This window comes from Dokdonia ponticola (assembly GCF_042653865.1).
In the GTDB taxonomy this organism is placed as follows: domain Bacteria; phylum Bacteroidota; class Bacteroidia; order Flavobacteriales; family Flavobacteriaceae; genus Dokdonia; species Dokdonia ponticola.
This window is the reverse complement of the sequence record NZ_JBHSFV010000003.1, coordinates 215,403-233,381: the sequence shown is the minus strand read 5'-3', so window position 1 is coordinate 233,381 and position 17,979 is coordinate 215,403. Positions and strand designations below refer to the sequence as shown.

Annotated in this window: 7 protein-coding genes; 4 read left to right on the top strand and 3 right to left on the bottom strand. The window is 38.4% G+C overall.

From position 1 onward, the window contains the following. Positions 1–20: 20 nt before the first annotated feature. The 3 genes from ACFO3O_RS07290 to ACFO3O_RS07280 all read left to right on the top strand — a co-directional run bounded on the left by ACFO3O_RS07290 (position 21) and on the right by ACFO3O_RS07280 (position 4,224). On the top strand, positions 21–1,178 hold the full coding sequence (locus tag ACFO3O_RS07290; protein ID WP_379977922.1) for a serine hydrolase domain-containing protein: 1,158 nt from the start codon (positions 21–23) through the stop codon (positions 1,176–1,178). Between the two features lie 76 nt (positions 1,179–1,254). Further along, the gene (locus ACFO3O_RS07285) at positions 1,255–3,468 is read left to right on the top strand and encodes a S41 family peptidase (protein ID WP_379977921.1); all 2,214 of its coding nucleotides are present in this window, start codon (positions 1,255–1,257) and stop codon (positions 3,466–3,468) included. Between the two features lie 42 nt (positions 3,469–3,510). Further along, positions 3,511–4,224 (top strand): 3'-5' exonuclease, encoded by a 714-nt coding sequence (locus tag ACFO3O_RS07280; RefSeq protein WP_379977920.1) that lies wholly within the window; start codon positions 3,511–3,513, stop codon positions 4,222–4,224. Between the two features lie 174 nt (positions 4,225–4,398). Here the strand turns inward: ACFO3O_RS07280 and ACFO3O_RS07275 are convergent, their stop codons facing one another. The 3 genes from ACFO3O_RS07275 to ACFO3O_RS07265 all read right to left on the bottom strand — a co-directional run bounded on the left by ACFO3O_RS07275 (position 4,399) and on the right by ACFO3O_RS07265 (position 15,897). Then, positions 4,399–8,367, bottom strand: a complete 3,969-nt coding sequence (locus ACFO3O_RS07275) for a M36 family metallopeptidase (RefSeq protein WP_379977919.1) — start codon at positions 8,365–8,367, stop codon at positions 4,399–4,401. Between the two features lie 275 nt (positions 8,368–8,642). Beyond that, complete coding sequence (locus ACFO3O_RS07270) at positions 8,643–12,362, bottom strand: S8 family serine peptidase (RefSeq protein ID WP_379977918.1); 3,720 nt, start codon at positions 12,360–12,362, stop codon at positions 8,643–8,645. Between the two features lie 349 nt (positions 12,363–12,711). Beyond that, positions 12,712–15,897: a S8 family serine peptidase gene (locus tag ACFO3O_RS07265; protein ID WP_379977917.1), complete on the bottom strand. Its 3,186-nt coding sequence runs from the start codon at positions 15,895–15,897 to the stop codon at positions 12,712–12,714. 381 nt (positions 15,898–16,278) lie between these two features. Here ACFO3O_RS07265 and ACFO3O_RS07260 point away from each other — a divergent pair, with 381 nt between their 5' ends. After that, a complete protein-coding gene (locus ACFO3O_RS07260) occupies positions 16,279–17,964 on the top strand; it encodes an ABC transporter ATP-binding protein (RefSeq protein ID WP_379978078.1) in 1,686 nt (561 codons plus the stop codon). Positions 17,965–17,979: the final 15 nt, after the last annotated feature.

Below are 17,979 nucleotides of genomic sequence, written 5' to 3'. Positions count from 1 at the left end.
AAACACGATATACCATTCGTATGAAGTTTATAAAGAAGTTTTTCAAAGGATTTATTAGCATTATCATCCTTCTTGTTGTCATTGCATATATAACAGACTATGAGTACATTTTAAAAGGTGTTCGAGTGGTATATATGACTGGCCATGTAACAGCCTATATAGATGATTATCCTTATTTTGAAAATGAAGAAGTAGCAAACGGAACGCCGCAACCATGGCCTTTGCATAAAGCATACAACACAACCAAGATTACTCCTAAACTACAAGAAACTCACAATAAACTAGGAACCGTAGCTTTTATGATCATAAAAAATGATAGTATATGGCATGAGCAGTATACAGAGGAAGACGAAATAGTATATGGCCCTACCTCTCAAACAAATTCTTTTTCTATGGCAAAAAGTATCACTAGTGCTTTACTGGGAAAAGCGATTCAAGAGGGATACATAGAAAGCTTAGACCAGCCATTAGGTGATTTTTTTGAACAATATAAAGAAGCAAAAACTACGGTAGGAGATTTATCATCTATGTCATCTGGATTAGACTGGGAAGAGAGTTATACAAGTCCCTTTAGTGTAACCGCACGAGCCTACTATGATGATGATCTTGCTGAGACTATTCTCAACCAAAAAGTAACAGAAACTCCAGGAACTTCTTTTAAATACTTGAGTGGAAATACACAATTACTAGGGATGGTTATAGAAAAAGCTACAGGAAAGAAGCTACCAGTATATCTTTCAGAAAGTTTTTGGAAGCCACTAGGGATGGAGCAATCAGCACTTTGGCAAGTGGATGATTCAGAAAACAGATTGGCAAAAACATATTGCTGTATTGCAAGTAACGCACGAGATTTTGCAAAATTTGGAAAACTCTATAAAGACCATGGGAAATGGAATGGAAAACAGATTTTAGACGCCTCTTTTGTCTCAAAATCGATACAACCTAGATTTCCAGAAGACGATATGTATGGATATGGTTTCTGGCTTAGCGATCATAAAAATAAAGATATATTTGTGATGCGAGGTATTCTGGGGCAATATGTCATTACTATTCCAGAAGACAATCTTATCATTGTGAGACTCGGTCATAAGAGAGGAAATTTTGTGTCTGGAGCCTCTTTTACAGAAGACTTTTTTATCTACGTAGACGAGGCCTATGCGATGCTTGAAAAATCTTAAAATGGTGTTATTTAACGCAATGTTTTGATTCATAAACTAAAATCCGCTTAGTTTTAAAATCTAAATAACATCGAATATGAGATTACCTTTATTTTACCTTGCTGTTTGCGTGGCAAGTATAATTTCTGCGCAAAACACACAAATTTTCAATTTAAATTTCGAAAAAGTAGTTAACCAAGTGCCTTCCCAATGGAATAATTTTGGAGGAGATGAGTACAAAGTAGGGATTGATTCAACCGTCGTTCAGGAGGGTAGATATTCCGCCTCTTTAGAAAGCATAAAAGAAGGAAAAGGTTTTAAAGCATGGGGACTTAGTATTCCAGTGACTTTTGGAGGAAAAAAAGTAAAACTCACAGGCTATTTAAAGACAGAAAATGTATCTGATGGATATGGGGGATTATGGATGCGTATTGATCCGCAGGTTGGTTTTGATAACATGAATAATAGAGGTGTCAAAGGCACAACAGATTGGAAAAAATACGAGATAGAGCTTGATTTAAAACCTAATGAAGCCACCGATATTGTGGTAGGAGGCATTCTAGTTGGCAAAGGAAAAATATGGATAGATAATTTAAAGGTTACCATCGATGGTAAGCCGCTTGATAAAGCTCCCGAAAAAGAACTTTCAGGAGCTCAAAAAGACACTGAGTTTGATGCGGGATCTCGATTTACTATGTCAACGCCCACACCTCAAGAGGCCAAAAACCTAACCGTGTTAGGAAAAGTATGGGGGTTTCTTAAATACCATCATCTAGCTATTGCAACAGGAGAAATTAACTGGGATTACGAGTTGTTTCGGATTTTGGAAGAGATTGCTTTCGCGAAAGCGGACTCAGAAAGAGATCAACGCATCCTTACTTGGATAGATACCTATGGTCCCGTTGCAGCATGTAAAAAATGCAAGGAAACAACGTCAGAAGCGTATTTAAAACCCGATAATGCTTGGATGACCTCTAGCGGATTATCTAAAGAACTACAGGAGCGATTAGTATATATTTACAATAATAGATTTCAAGGAAAACATTATTATATCAATAAAGCGCGTAATATAGGAAATCCCATATTTTCCAATGAAAATCCCTACACAGAAATGAAGTATCCGGATACAGGTTTTAGACTCTTATCACTCTATCGTTATTGGAATATGATACACTATTACTTCCCTTATAAAGATGTGATGGATAAAGACTGGAACGCTGTCCTAGAAGAATATATCCCTCGATTTATAACTGCAAAAAATGAATTGGAGTATGAGGTTGCAGCACTTCAAATCATAGGAGACATCAAGGATACGCATGCGAATTTGTGGGGAGGAGATGATCAATGGGAAGCCACAAAAGGAAGCAAATATCCTCCTGTTCATCTACAATTTATAGAAAACAACCTGGTTATTGTAGATTTTTATAATCCAGAAATGAAAGCTTCTCTTGATCTAGAACTTGGAGATGTGATTACAAGTATAAATGGTGTTTCTACTTCAAAAATAATAGAAGACAGAATACCGTATTATCCAGCATCTAATCAAGCAGCAAGAATGCGGGATATTTCATCAGAAATTCTTAAAGGGAATGGGGCATCTCTAGATTTGACCGTGTCAAGAGATGGAGAAGATATCAACGTAAAGATGCCTCTGTATGAGAGAAAAGAATTGGATATTTATAGTTGGTATCGGGTACCAGGCGATGATGTAAAAAGTTATAAAATGTTGCCGAATAATATAGGCTATGTAACATTAGCAAATGTGACAAGAGAAGATCCTAAGGCAATTGCAAAAGAGTTTTTGAATTGTAAAGGAATGATCATCGACATTAGAAATTATCCTTCAGCATTTATGCCGTTTGCATTAGGGCAGTTTATTGCTCCCAGAGGAACGGAGTTTGTCAAGTTTACAACCCCAAATCTTAAGAATCCTGGAGAATTTCTCATGGGATCTCCCCTTATGATAGGCGCAGGAAATATTGCAAAAGAAAAATTTAAAGGAAAAGTGGTTGTGCTCGTAAATGAATTAAGCCAGAGCCAAGCAGAGTACACAGCCATGGCTTTTAGAGCGGCTCCTAATACAACGATTATTGGCAGTACAACAGCAGGTGCAGACGGTAATGTATCTGCGATTCTTTTACCCGGAGGATTAAGAACAATGATCTCAGGGATTGGGGTATTTTATCCAGATGGTTCTCCTACACAGCGCGTGGGAATTGTGCCAGATATTGAAGTAAAACCAACGATACAAGGGATAAAAGAGGGAAGAGATGAACTCCTTGACAAAGCAATAGAAATTATTGATAACTAATATGTTAAAACACTTTCTTATTTTAGAGCTTTAAATAAAGTCATGATAGCAAAGTTAAAACTTGAAAACATCCTCTTCCTAGACATTGAAACTGTACCACAAACGATCAGTTTTGATACACTAGATGATACTACAAAATCACTTTATGCAGATAAAACTAAGTATTTGCGTAAAGATGAGTTTACACCAGAAGACTATTATGAACGGGCAGGAATCTGGGCTGAATTTGGAAAAATAGTATGTATATCTGTAGGATATTTTAAATCAACAGGAGACAATAGATCGTTTAGAACAACTTCTTTTCATGGAGAAGAGCACATGCTTCTTATGGAATTTAAAAGTTTATTAGAAACACATTTTAATAGACCTCATCATATATTATGTGCCCACAACGGGAAAGAATTTGACTTTCCTTACATTGCTAGGCGCATGATTATACAAGGTATTGAACTTCCTCATAAATTGAATTTATTTGGAAAAAAGCCATGGGAAGTGCCTCATTTGGATACCCTAGATTTATGGAAATTTGGAGATTATAAACATTATACATCGCTTAAGTTACTTACTCATATTTTAGGGATACCTTCTCCAAAAGACGATATAGATGGAAGTGAAGTAAGAAACGTATTTTATGAAGATAATGATATTGATAGAATTATTGTGTATTGCGAAAAAGACACATTGTCGGTAGCTCAAATTTTGCTTAGGTTACGCAATGAAGAATTACTAGAACCACATGAAGTTATTTCTGTTTAGCAGAAAATAGTTGATGTATAACATTGATGTTTTTAGCATATTACGCTTTCGCGAAAGCATATATCATAGTTATTGTAAAATTGTATGTATTCTGTCGTACACATAAAATAAAAACCCCAGTCAATGACTGGGGTTTTTTATTCATAATTGAATGGTTAGTGTCAAAAAATAAACTTATTTTTTGATGAACCTTTTGATCATTGTATTGCCATCTACTTCTATTTCTAGGACATAGACACCAGCATTAAGTTTGGATACATCTACCGTACTTGTAAATGCTCCTTTACGTACCACTTGTCCTAACATATTGTATATGGTAAGTGTCTGTGCATCTGCACCGGTTACTTGTACATTGAGTTGTCCTCTTGTCACTGGGTTAGGGAAGATAGAGAAATCAAATAATGCATTTTCAGAAACTTCATTTCCAGCAGGTGTAGTTTCACCAAAATTAGCAGAACTACTTACATTAACGATATAATCTTCTACCTCTCCATAAGCAAAGCTTTCACATGGTGTTGGCGCAGCATTATACTTCATACTTACTCTCATACGCGTAGGTCCTTGTGCAGCTCCTGCTGGTACGGTGATGGTACCTGTTATAGGTGTTGCTTGTGTAGGTGCTCTTGAGAAAGCTGTTTCTCCTGCATCTGCAAAGTCTCCATCTCTATTCCAATCTATAAATACAGCATAAGCTTCATTATATACAGTACCTGTCCATGTTGGTGTAATAGTAATAGATGCGCTTCCACTTAGGTTGGTCGATAGATTTGTAAAATCTTGGTATCCATTTGCCCCTGCACCAGACGCATTATTAATACTTCCAATCTGTACTCTACTAATATACTCATCTACGACACTTTGTCCATTAGATGCACAATATCCAGTAGGCGGGTTCGGATCATTTCCTCCATCAGCTACCAGTCGTGTATTATCAATAGCGACATCAGATTGCCATGTACCTCCAGTAACACGGTTGAAACGTAATTGAATTGCTCCGCCTAGGTATGCAGCAAGATCTATTGTTACCGTATTCCATTGGTTTCCTTGGTTTCCTGTTTGGCTCCATATACTACTCCATGACGCACCATTATCTGTGCTTACTTCTAGCGCTACACTTCCTCCATCTGTAGATCCAAACATGTGGTAATCAAAGATAAAAGAGGCGCCTGTTTCTCCACTTAGATCAAAACATGGAGAGTTTAAGATGGCGCGTTTGTTAGGGAATCCAGTTCCGTTTCCAGACGCTTCTACATACATATAGAAAGACCCATTAGATCCTGTAGTTGGTCCAGTTCCGCTAGAAGGGGTTCCAGCTGAGTCACGTGTCCAGTTAATATCATCATCAGCACTTTGCGACCAAAGTCCGATATTAGCTTCAAAGCTTTCCGAATAAGGCGCTGTTTCTCCGCCTACACATCCTCCAGAAGGTGGTGGTGTTGTATTAGTAGTTGCCGATACGGCGTTGCTATTTGCAGAGACATTTCCTGCCGCATCTTTTGCTCTTACAGAGAACTGATAGGTAGTTCCTTCAGCCAGTCCTGTTACGTTTGCAGTAGTACCTGTTACTTCCCCAAGATTATTAGCTCCTTGGAATACATCATAAGCTGTTACAGCTACGTTATCAGTAGATGCTGTCCAAGCTAGTGCTACCGAGCTTGTTGTGACACCTGTTACCGATAGGTTTGTTGGTACAGTCGGTGCTTGTGTATCTCCTGCTTGTGCACCTGCAATACCAAAGGCATCGATAGCGATATCTCCTGCCCACGAAGTATTAGTAGTTGCTCTAAAGCGTAATTGTACGGTATCCCCACTGTAGGCAGCAAGACTCACGTCTTGATCTATCCAAGCAGCACCTTGATCACCTGCTTGTGACCATAGTTCTGTCCATGTATTTTCTCCATCTACTCTTGCTTCAAGTCTAACAGTTCCTACAGAGGTCCCTGTCATTTGATAATGGAAATTAGCTGTAGGGGTAGTGACTCCTGCAAGGTTGAAACACGGAGAGTTTAGAATAGTTGTTTTTCCTCCAAAGTTAGGATCAGATGCTTCTACGTATACATAGTAAGAACCTTCAAAAGCAGCTGTAGGTCCTGTTCCAGTAGAAGGAGTTCCCCCTGTTCTAAGCGTCCAATCAAAATCATCTCCTGATCCTTGAGACCAAGCACCTAATGTGTTTTCAAAACCTTCGTTATAAGGGAAACTAGCTACTGTAGAATTACACGTTGCTGGAGGTGGTGGACCAGAACATCCACTTGTAAATGAAGTTATTTGATCTGTGTTTGTATTTGTGCCTCCATTTGAGTTTTCAACAGCATCAACACCTACACCTCTTCTAGCAAAAGCATCCCAGATTAAACAGTTGTACTGTCCTCCGTAAAGATCCTGATCTGCTTGAAGAATACCGTCACGTCCAGAAACATATCCTGGATTGTTGGCAGTGTTTTTAAGTCCTTCTGTAACAAGGGCCATTGCAATGTTATTTCCTCCTGTTCCTGTATACTGATTACTGTCATATCCCTCAAGATCAATAAGATCCCAAGTCATATCCCATAAGATAGTAGCAAAACCATATCCTACGCCGTGTGGTACAGCAAGACCTCCAATATCTCCATAATCAGTGCCGTTTACCGCTAAGTCTGTAGAGTATCTCGTTGGACGAATTCCAGGACCATCGGTAGCTTGTCCGATAGCATACGTTCCTACACCTCTTGCGGTATTTCTAGTATCGCCAGGGCGAATGGTCATGACTAATCCAAACCAGTCAGACCAACCCTCTCCCATTTGTTCAGAGCCGCCTAAAGCATTTGTCCCAGGACCTCCTACAAGACGTGTAGAAATCCCATGACCATACTCATGCGCTATAATAACATTGTCTAAATCCCCATCTCTTGTTGGATTGGTAAATAAAAACATTTGCATTCTTGGGTTTTGACCATCTGGTGGTGTACCAAAGTTGGCATTATTTGTTCCACTACCATCTTGGGCATCTGCATTTACAGAGTCACTTCCAGCACCTCCGTTTCCGTAATTGTTTTCCTGAAAGTTTCCAGACGCTTCATTAAAACCATACTGATACCAAACATCATGCATGATGTTGTTCCAGTAGAATAAGTTAGTGGTTGCAGCTGGTAAAAAAGTAGAAGGTGCATTATTTAGATTTAATGGGAAATCAAAGTTTAAACCACTTCCACCATCAGGAGTGGCACCACTTCCATTATTACCATTCGTATCTTCTTGAGCAAGAACATTATTACCTCTAGTGTTTGTAAATTCTGCTCCTGCTGCACCATTTGTATCATGCCATCCAAAAGGCGATGCATTAGCATCTGCAGGATCTGTTACAATAGCACGATTTCCATGATTAGGACTTTCTATTCCTAATGGATACACATTATAAGACCCTCCACCAACTAGTGTTGCATCTACAGGTGTTGCGTTATACGCGATAGGACCCATTTCAATAGCAGCTTCTTTTGAAGCGTTTTCATGGCTATGATTTTCATGATCTGGAGTTCCAAAATTACAAGAAACAACCCAGTCTTCTGTCTTTATGATAGTTCCTGAAGTCGCATCTACGTGAATATTCCACCAGTGTTGACCATCTAATGGAGAAATAGAAACTCTCCACGTTAAGTGTAACGTTCCTTCTTGGTATAGATACACTTTCTCCACGTGAATAGGTTCAATGCTTACCCCAGAATTTTCATAAACAAATACGCCATTTGACTTTTGAGTTGAATTTAGGTTTGAGGGTGCTGATATTTGATGTGCATTGATAACTTTCATAATGGCACTCTCTGGTGTCATAGAGGCTTGTGTTACACTAGCTTTTGTTCCTAAGTCATTAATAAATTGATTGATTTCCCAAGTTACTTTTCCATTTGTAACCGTTAGCTTATACCTGCCATTTTCAATAGGTATTCCCTGATACATTTGTTGCACATATACGTGTTGTATTTGCGGGTTTAATGATGGAACAACATCTGTGACTCTCCATTCAGAAGCATCCTGTGATGAAATGCCTGTTTCCGTTTTTTCTGCATGTTTGCTCAGGTAGTTTTGGACAATTCCATCCATGTTCTGCGCAATTACAGTAGATCCTAGCAGAAAAGCTGCTAGGAAAAATGCGTACATTTTCTTCATAATAATTGATAATTTATTGGTTAATTAGGAACTTGCTTATTAATAATTCAATTTTTTATCTAAAAACGTGATTATTTTTTAATAAATGAAATTTAATCGATGAAAAGCACACTTTTTTTTAAGATTTTTTTAAGATTTAATTTTTACCTAAAAACATTAAACAAAAACCTACTAAATGAATAGGATTTAGATAACATAGATTTAAATAAAAAAACCTCGATGTTAAATCAACATCGAGGTTTTACATACACTAAATTTTTAATGCTTGAATTGACTTATTTTTTGATAAACCTTTTGATCATTGTGTTGCCATCTACTTCTATTTCTAGGACATAGACACCCGCATTAAGTCTAGACACATTTACCGTGTTTGTAAAGGCTCCTTTATGCACCACTTGTCCTAACATATTGTATATGGTAAGTGTCTGTGCATCTGCACCGGTTACTTGTACATTGAGTTGTCCTCTTGTGACTGGGTTAGGGAAGATAGAGAAATCAAAAGATGTAGCTTGAGATGCTGTTTCGTTAAGCATATCTAGATCCGCAAACGAAGTCGTTGTACTCGTACTTACATTAACGATATAATCTTCTACCTCTCCATAAGCAAAGCTTTCACATGGTGTTGGCGCAGCATTATACTTCATACTTACTCTCATACGCGTAGGTCCTTGTGCAGCTCCTGCTGGTACGGTGATGGTACCTGTTATAGGTGTTGCTTGTGTAGGTGCTCTTGAGAAAGCTGTTTCTCCTGCATCTGCAAAGTCTCCATCTCTATTCCAATCTATAAATACAGCATAAGCTTCATTATATACAGTACCTGTCCATGTTGGTGTAATAGTAATAGATGCGCTTCCACTTAGGTTGGTCGATAGATTTGTAAAATCTTGGTATCCATTTGCCCCTGCACCAGACGCATTATTAATACTTCCAATCTGTACTCTACTAATATACTCATCTACGACACTTTGTCCATTAGATGCACAATATCCAGTAGGCGGGTTCGGATCATTTCCTCCATCAGCTACCAGTCGTGTATTATCAATAGCGACATCAGATTGCCATGTACCTCCAGTAACACGGTTGAAACGTAATTGAATTGCTCCGCCTAGGTATGCAGCAAGATCTATTGTTACCGTATTCCATTGGTTTCCTTGGTTTCCTGTTTGGCTCCATATACTACTCCATGACGCACCATTATCTGTGCTTACTTCTAGCGCTACACTTCCTCCATCTGTAGATCCAAACATGTGGTAATCAAAGATAAAAGAGGCGCCTGTTTCTCCACTTAGATCAAAACATGGAGAGTTTAAGATGGCGCGTTTGTTAGGGAATCCAGTTCCGTTTCCAGACGCTTCTACATACATATAGAAAGACCCATTAGATCCTGTAGTTGGTCCAGTTCCGCTAGAAGGGGTTCCAGCTGAGTCACGTGTCCAGTTAATATCATCATCAGCACTTTGCGACCAAAGTCCGATATTAGCTTCAAAGCTTTCCGAATAAGGCGCTGTTTCTCCGCCTACACATCCTCCAGAAGGTGGTGGTGTTGTATTAGTAGTTGCCGATACGGCGTTGCTATTTGCAGAGACATTTCCTGCCGCATCTTTTGCTCTTACAGAGAACTGATAGGTAGTTCCTTCAGCCAGTCCTGTTACGTTTGCAGTAGTACCTGTTACTTCCCCAAGATTATTAGCTCCTTGGAATACATCATAAGCTGTTACAGCTACGTTATCAGTAGATGCTGTCCAAGCTAGTGCTACCGAGCTTGTTGTGACACCTGTTACCGATAGGTTTGTTGGTACAGTCGGTGCTTGTGTATCTCCTGCTTGTGCACCTGCAATACCAAAGGCATCGATAGCGATATCTCCTGCCCACGAAGTATTAGTAGTTGCTCTAAAGCGTAATTGTACGGTATCCCCACTGTAGGCAGCAAGACTCACGTCTTGATCTATCCAAGCAGCACCTTGATCACCTGCTTGTGACCATAGTTCTGTCCATGTATTTTCTCCATCTACTCTTGCTTCAAGTCTAACAGTTCCTACAGAGGTCCCTGTCATTTGATAATGGAAATTAGCTGTAGGGGTAGTGACTCCTGCAAGGTTGAAACACGGAGAGTTTAGAATAGTTGTTTTTCCTCCAAAGTTAGGATCAGATGCTTCTACGTATACATAGTAAGAACCTTCAAAAGCAGCTGTAGGTCCTGTTCCAGTAGAAGGAGTTCCCCCTGTTCTAAGCGTCCAATCAAAATCATCTCCTGATCCTTGAGACCAAGCACCTAATGTGTTTTCAAAACCTTCGTTATAAGGAATAGTAGAAATTGTGGTGTCACAAGCTATTGGCGGTGGAGGCGTTGATGTTCCGTTTCCTGTTACAATTAATGTAAATGCTTGATTCCCTCCAGAAAGTGAACCTTTATGTGTTACAGTAATCGTGTAGGTTCCTGTTGCATTTGCAATATCTACACGTTCATAAGGATCAACAGTATTATCTCCTTTTCCATTGGTTGTCACTCCTGTTAATTTCCAAGGAGTAGCAGTTGTTGTGTTTTGGGTAACACGAATGTCTAAATCGTTCACCAATCTTGCCGTTGAGGAATTGGTAGCTGTTGTTGCGGTACCTGGAAGATCTGTCCAAGAGATAGAAGCCAAAAGGGGTCCTCCGTTTGCATCTACTTGAATTTGATAAGAACCTCCATTGGATAAGGTTAATTCACTTATAATAGATGAAGTTCCATTCCCAGAAATGGTTTCTGCAGCTTTTTTAGCATTTAATAATCCCCAGCCGTGAACAGCGTCAGGTCCTGTGGGGCCAATATCATCTGCCGTATGTAAAGCAAGTCCTTTGATGGTTGCCGCTTTCGCGAAAGCGCCATTTGTATTATTATAATGCTCCTGAAGTAGTAATAATGTCCCTGTTACATTAGGAGACGCCATGGAAGTTCCAGTAATAGAATTATAAGCGGTATCACTATTTTGGTATGTTGAGTATAGATTAGTCCCATTACCCGTAATATCTGGTTTGATTCTGAAATCATCTGTTGGTCCTTCACTACTACTACTATTAATAGTAACACTGATTAAGGTTCCATCTGCTGCAATATTTGCATCTTGCGCATTGGCTACAACCAGGTTGTTTTTTGAAGTAGAATGTCCTGTTAATTTATCATAAGATGAGTTTCCTCCCAAAGGGGCTCCGTTATAACTATTTTGATTTCCGTCATTACCTGCAGCCACAACCATGAGATAGTTAGGTGCATTGTACATCACTTCATCCCAATTACGAGATTCATCAATATAAGCTCCAAAATATTGATCAGGAACTAGGTCACTTCTAAAGCCATATGAATGATTTGATATAAGCATTCCATTGGCAGCAGCAGCAGTTGCTTCGGCAATATCATTGTTCCACATGTAGCCATCTACTTTAGTGTATGGAGCCATTCCTTTTGCATTGGCCTGTACTCCAGAAGCCATGATGGTTCCTGTTACGTGAGCCGCATGGAAGTTTAATTGTGTTCCTCCCTCAGAAGAGGCATCTCTTATGGTTAAACGATTGGTTCCTCCAGGCCCGTCATATTCTTGGTGTGTGACACGACCATGACCACCATCCCATACATGAGCTGTCATATTTTGACCCATTAAATTAAGACCTAAAGAACCTCCGATATTTAGATGATTTGTACGAGTAGATATAGCCGCATCTACATTCAATGTACGGTAATAGATAGGAGTTCCGTCTGGTAAGATGCGCTGTAATTCTGCAAAACCTCCGTCATCTAGTATAAGCGTTGTAGCTAAACCTCGTTGTGCAGCTTGCTGTTGTGCTATTTGTTTTTGCTGTTGATCAAATTGGGAGAACCTTTCTTCTAATTCTGCAAGGCGCGATTGATCGTAATCTTTAATAATTTCTTGAGTTTGTGCTGGCGTTTGCCCAAATGCATGCATTGATCCCAAGAAAATTGCTATAAGAGATAATCTCTTAAAGTACATTTTCTTCATTTTGTTTAATTTTGGTTAGTGATTTTTGAACATTTAATACAAAAGATTAAACATTTTTGTAAAAAAAATGAATTGTTTTTGATCACCAAAATTTTTTCGATTAAATACACAAAAAAATCTTAAAATAATTGCTTAATTATCAAAAAAAAGGCTTAAAAAGATGAATAAAAAGTATAATTATTAGTATTTCTCCTGTTATTTTCACAATACATCAATTTAACGTTCCTGTTTTTTAAAATGTAAATAACTCATTTTATGAATACTAGTGAGCAAATAAACAGAAACAAAAAACCCGATGTTCTAGAACATCGGGTTTTTAAACACTGGTTTAAAGAGTGCTCAAGTAGTATTACTTTTTAATAAATCGTTTAGCGTGTGTTTCGTTACCAGTAGCGATCTCTATGATGTAGATTCCAGCTTTAAGACTAGAGATATCTAGTGTATTACTAAAGTCACCTGCGCTTACAATTTGACCTAATAGGTTATAAATAGTATATTTCTCTATGTCTGATCCTGTAACTTGAATAGAAAGTTGTCCTCTTGTCACTGGGTTAGGGAACACTGTAAAGTCAAATGTAGCAGCTGTGCTTGGATGTATTGTATGTATGCTAGTGCTATCAGAGAAGTTACCAGTGGTCGTATCAATAGTAACAATATAATCCTCTACTTCTCCATATTGGAAACTTTCACATGCAGTAGGTATTCCATTGTATTTCATTGATACTCTCATACGGGTTGCACCTTGTGATGCACCAGCAGGGATTGCAAAGGTAGCTGTGATAGGTGTTGCTGTGGTTGCACTTCTTGTATATACTGTCTCGCCAGCATCTCCAAAATCGCCATCTCTATTCCAATCTACAAATACAGCATATCCTTCTCTATAAACAGTTCCAGTCCAGAGAGGTGTTATTGTAATGGTATTATTTGCACTTAGCGTTGTAGATAGGCTTGTAAAATCTCCGTATCCTCCAGCTGAAGCACCTGTACTATTATCAATAGTTCCTATTTGCACCCTTTGAATGTATTCATCACTTGTAATGTTTCCGTTTGAAGAACAGTATCCAGTCGGTGGTATTTGATTAGATCCTGCTACTAATGTTGTTACATTTACAGGAGCACTTATAGCAGAAATATTTTCAGCCGCGTCTTTTGCACTTACAGAGATTGCATACGTCGTGTTCTCTGTTAATCCAGATACATTTATAGCATTTATTGTTGTTGTGTTATAGAAAACACTATCTATATATACATCGTACTCCGTAACAGCTACGTTGTCTGTAGAGGCATCCCAAGTAACATCAAAAGTTGTTTCTTGAATATTTGAAGCGCTTATATTTATAGGTGTTGATGGTGTAACAGTATCTACAAATGCTCCTTCAGAAATCATAAAATCATCGATAGCAATATCTCCTTGCCAAGAACTTCCTGAAGTTCCATTAAAACGCAAAGTCAATGTTTCTCCTGTGTATGCATCAAGATTTACAGTAGCATCAAGCCAATTTGCTCCTTGATTTCCAGATTTAGACCATACTTCTGTCCATGTGATACCACTATTGGTACTCACTTCTAATCGGATTGTACCGACAGCATTTCCAGTCATTTGATATTTAAATGTAGCTTCTGCTTCACTCATTCCTGTGAAATCGAAACAAGGAGAGTTTAAGATAGCCACTTTTGCTGGGCTATTAGGATTTGAAGTCTCCATATATATATAGTGAGATCCTTCTGCAGCTCCTGAAGGTCCTGTTCCACTAGAAGGGGTTCCTCCTGTTCTAACTGTCCAGTTAAAGTCATCATTGGTCTCTTGAGACCACTGTCCAATCGTATTATTAAAGCCTTGGCTGTATGGGAATGTATTTACTTGTGCTACACAATCATTTTCTGGAATGACTGGAGTGTCTATTGTTGTTATAATAAGCGTGAAGTTTTGACTTCCAGAAAATAAACTTCCTTTATGTGTTACTGTAATGGTATAGGTTCCATCTGCATCGGCAACGTCTACACGCTCATATGGATCTACCACATTATCTTGTTGTGCATTTGAATCAACCCCTGTTAATCTCCAAGGGAAGAAGGTATCTGTATTTTGAGTAATACGAATGTCAAGATCGTTCACAAGCACTGGTGTAGGATCATTGGTTCCTGTTACCGGAGTTCCTGGTGCATCTGTCCAAGAGATAGATGCTTGTAAGATCTTACCAGCAGGAACTGTTACCTGAGTTTGGTAGGATCCACCATCATTTAAGGTAAGTTCATTAATAGTGGAGGTTGTTCCGTTAGCAGTAATGGTTTCTGCCATTCTTTTTGCATTTAATAATCCCCATCCGAAGATGGCATCAGGACCAATAGCACCTGCGTCGTCAGCAGTGTGTAAAGCGAGACCTTTTAAGGTGGCCGCTTTCGCGAAAGCGCCATTTACATCATTATAATGTTGTTGTATTAATAATAGAGATCCCATTACATTTGGAGCTGCCATAGATGTTCCAGAAATAGAATTATAAGCGGTATCACTAGAATCGTATGTTGAATATACAGAGGTTCCATTACCAGCAATGTCTGGCTTAATACGGAAATCGTCTGTAGGACCTTCACTACTCCCACTATTAATGTTTACGCTTATTAAAGATCCATCTATATCAATACTCGCATCTTGCGCATTGGCAACCACTAAGTTATTTTTTGTAATTGCTTTTCCAGTAAGCTTGTCAAAGGCAGCATTTCCTCCCAGTGGAGCACCATTGTAGCTATTGATATTTCCTTCATTACCCGCGGCAGCCACCATCAGATAAAAAGGAGCGTTGTACATGATAGTATCCCAGCTTTGAGATTCGCTTGAGTAGGATCCAAACCATTGGTCTGGAATATTAGTTCCTAACAACCCATATGAGTGATTGGAAATAAGCATACCATTGCTTGCAGCTGCGGTGGCTTCGGCAACGTCATCATTCCAGCGGTATCCATTTACTTGCGCATGTGGAGCCATTCCTTTTGCGTTTGCTTGCACTCCAGATGCCATTACAGTTCCTGTTACGTGTGCAGAGTGATAGTTCAATTGTAAACCTTCACTCGCTTGATCTTGTACGGTATAACGATTTGTTCCTCCAGCACCATCATATTCTTGGTGAGATGCTCTTGCATGACCCCCATCCCATACGTATGCTGTCATGTTTTGACCCATTAGGTTTAATCCTAATGAACCTCCCGCATTGAGGTGTGTGGTTCTAGTCGAAACTGCAGCATCTGTATTAAAAGTGCTGTAGTAAATAGGGGTTCCATCAGGAAGAATACGTTGCAACTCTGCAATTCCTCCGTTTTCTAATGTGACTAGCGTAGGAATTCCTTTTTGAATTGCAAATTGGGTTGCAAATTGGCGTTGTTGTGTACTTACCTCTAGAAATTGTTGTTCTAGCTGTGCAAGTCGTTCTTGATTGTTTTCTTTGGTGATTTGTGAGATCTGGCTTGGCGTTTGTCCATACATCTGTGTGGCACATAATGCAAGTCCTAGAGATAATACTCTTAGGTAATTTTTTTTCATGGTTGTTGTTTATGGTTCGGGGTAAGTAATTACATTACAATGTTTTTACTACGGCAGCGAAAGTCAATCAAAAAATTAGAAAGAAAAAAACTTTTCGATCAAATGTCTGAAAAACACTTTTATAGGTAAATGTTTGTTCGTTTTTATCGATGAAACACCATGAGAAACATCAAATTTGGATAAAAACCATCAATTGAATAATGGTTTTACCTCAATTTTTGAATAAAAACGGATACTCCTTTTTAATTAGAGTATAGTACGCTTTCGCGAAAGCGTAGAAAGAAAAAATAGCTATTTTTTTGAAAGTAACCGTATTTAGGTTCAAAGGAATTCCAAGTGTTATACATGAAATACCCTAAATTAATGTGTAATTTTGAAACTATGGAGCAGGAAAAAATACTTTCTATAGAAGCATTATCCATTTCATTTCCTCAAAATGAAACAATGGAAGAAGTTATACATCAAATTTCTTTTGATCTTTATAAAAATGAAATTCTCGCTATTGTAGGTGAGTCGGGTTCTGGAAAATCTATTACAACACTAGCTACGTTGGGATTGCTGGATAAAAAAGCAATGGTTACGGGGAGTGTTCATTTTAGAGATAAAAATTTGCTTTCTTTTTCTGAAAAAGCCTATAGAGATATACGTGGGCGGGTAATCTCTATGATATTTCAAGAGCCCATGAGTTCTTTAAACCCATCTCTTACTTGCGGGTATCAAGTGGTTGAAATTTTAAAACAACATACCTCTCTTACAAATAAAGAAGCCAAAGAGAAAACACTGTCTCTTTTTGAAAAAGTAAAATTGCCAAATCCGAGTCAGTTGTTTGATACCTATCCTCATCAAATAAGCGGAGGGCAAAAGCAGCGAGTTATGATTGCTATAGCTATTGCATGTCAACCAGAAATTCTCATTGCTGATGAGCCTACGACAGCACTCGACGTGACAGTTCAAAAAGAAATCATACAACTCCTCAAAGATATCCAGAAAGAAACGGGAATGAGTATTATTTTTATATCTCATGATTTATCGCTTGTACGAGAGATTGCAGATAGGGTTTTGGTGATGTATAAAGGAGATATAGTTGAAGCGGCTACTGCGATAACACTTTTTAAAACACCGCAGCATATCTATACAAAAGCACTCTTAAACGCAAGACCTTCTCTTGAAAACAGATTACATAAGCTACCCACGATAAAAGATTATTTAACAGATACATTACAAACAGACATTGAAGCTCCTGAAGAGCGTACAAAAAGATTAGCAGCTTTATATGAAACAAAGCCTATTTTGGAAGTATCTAATATGGAGAAAACATATATATCCAAATCGGGATTATTTGGGAAGTCTAGAGTTGTGAAGGCGGTAGATGATGTTTCTTTCTCTCTTTATGAGGGAGAAACCCTTGGACTTGTGGGAGAATCAGGCTGTGGGAAATCTACTTTAGGAAATGCGATCTTACAGTTAGATAAAGCGACAGCGGGCAAGATATTTTATAGAGGGAACGATATTACACAACTTAAAGGGAAAGCTTTAAGGGCTTTACGTAAAGAGATACAAATCATATTTCAAGATCCGTACGCTTCTTTAAATCCCCGACTCACGGTAGGACAAGCCATTATAGAACCCATGGAGGTTCACAAATTGTTTTCAGATAAGGAAGAGCGGAAAGAAAAGGCGCTGGAGATTCTTAATCGCGTTGGTTTAGAAAGCTCACATTTTAATAGATATCCACATGAGTTTAGTGGGGGACAACGACAGCGTATTGGAATTGCGCGTACCATTGCCGTACAGCCTAAGTTAATTATATGTGATGAATCTGTAAGTGCATTAGATATTTCTGTACAAGCTCAAGTATTGAATTTATTGAATGAACTTAAACAAGATTTTAAGTTTACCTACATTTTTATATCTCATGATCTTGCGGTTGTTAAATACATGGCAGATCAACTTGTCGTGATGAATAAAGGTAAAATAGAGGAGATAGGTGAGGCGGATCGTATTTATAAGAACCCTCAGAAAGAATATACTAAAAACTTAATAGAAGCAATTCCTAAAGGAGCTTAGACCTTAGATCATAAA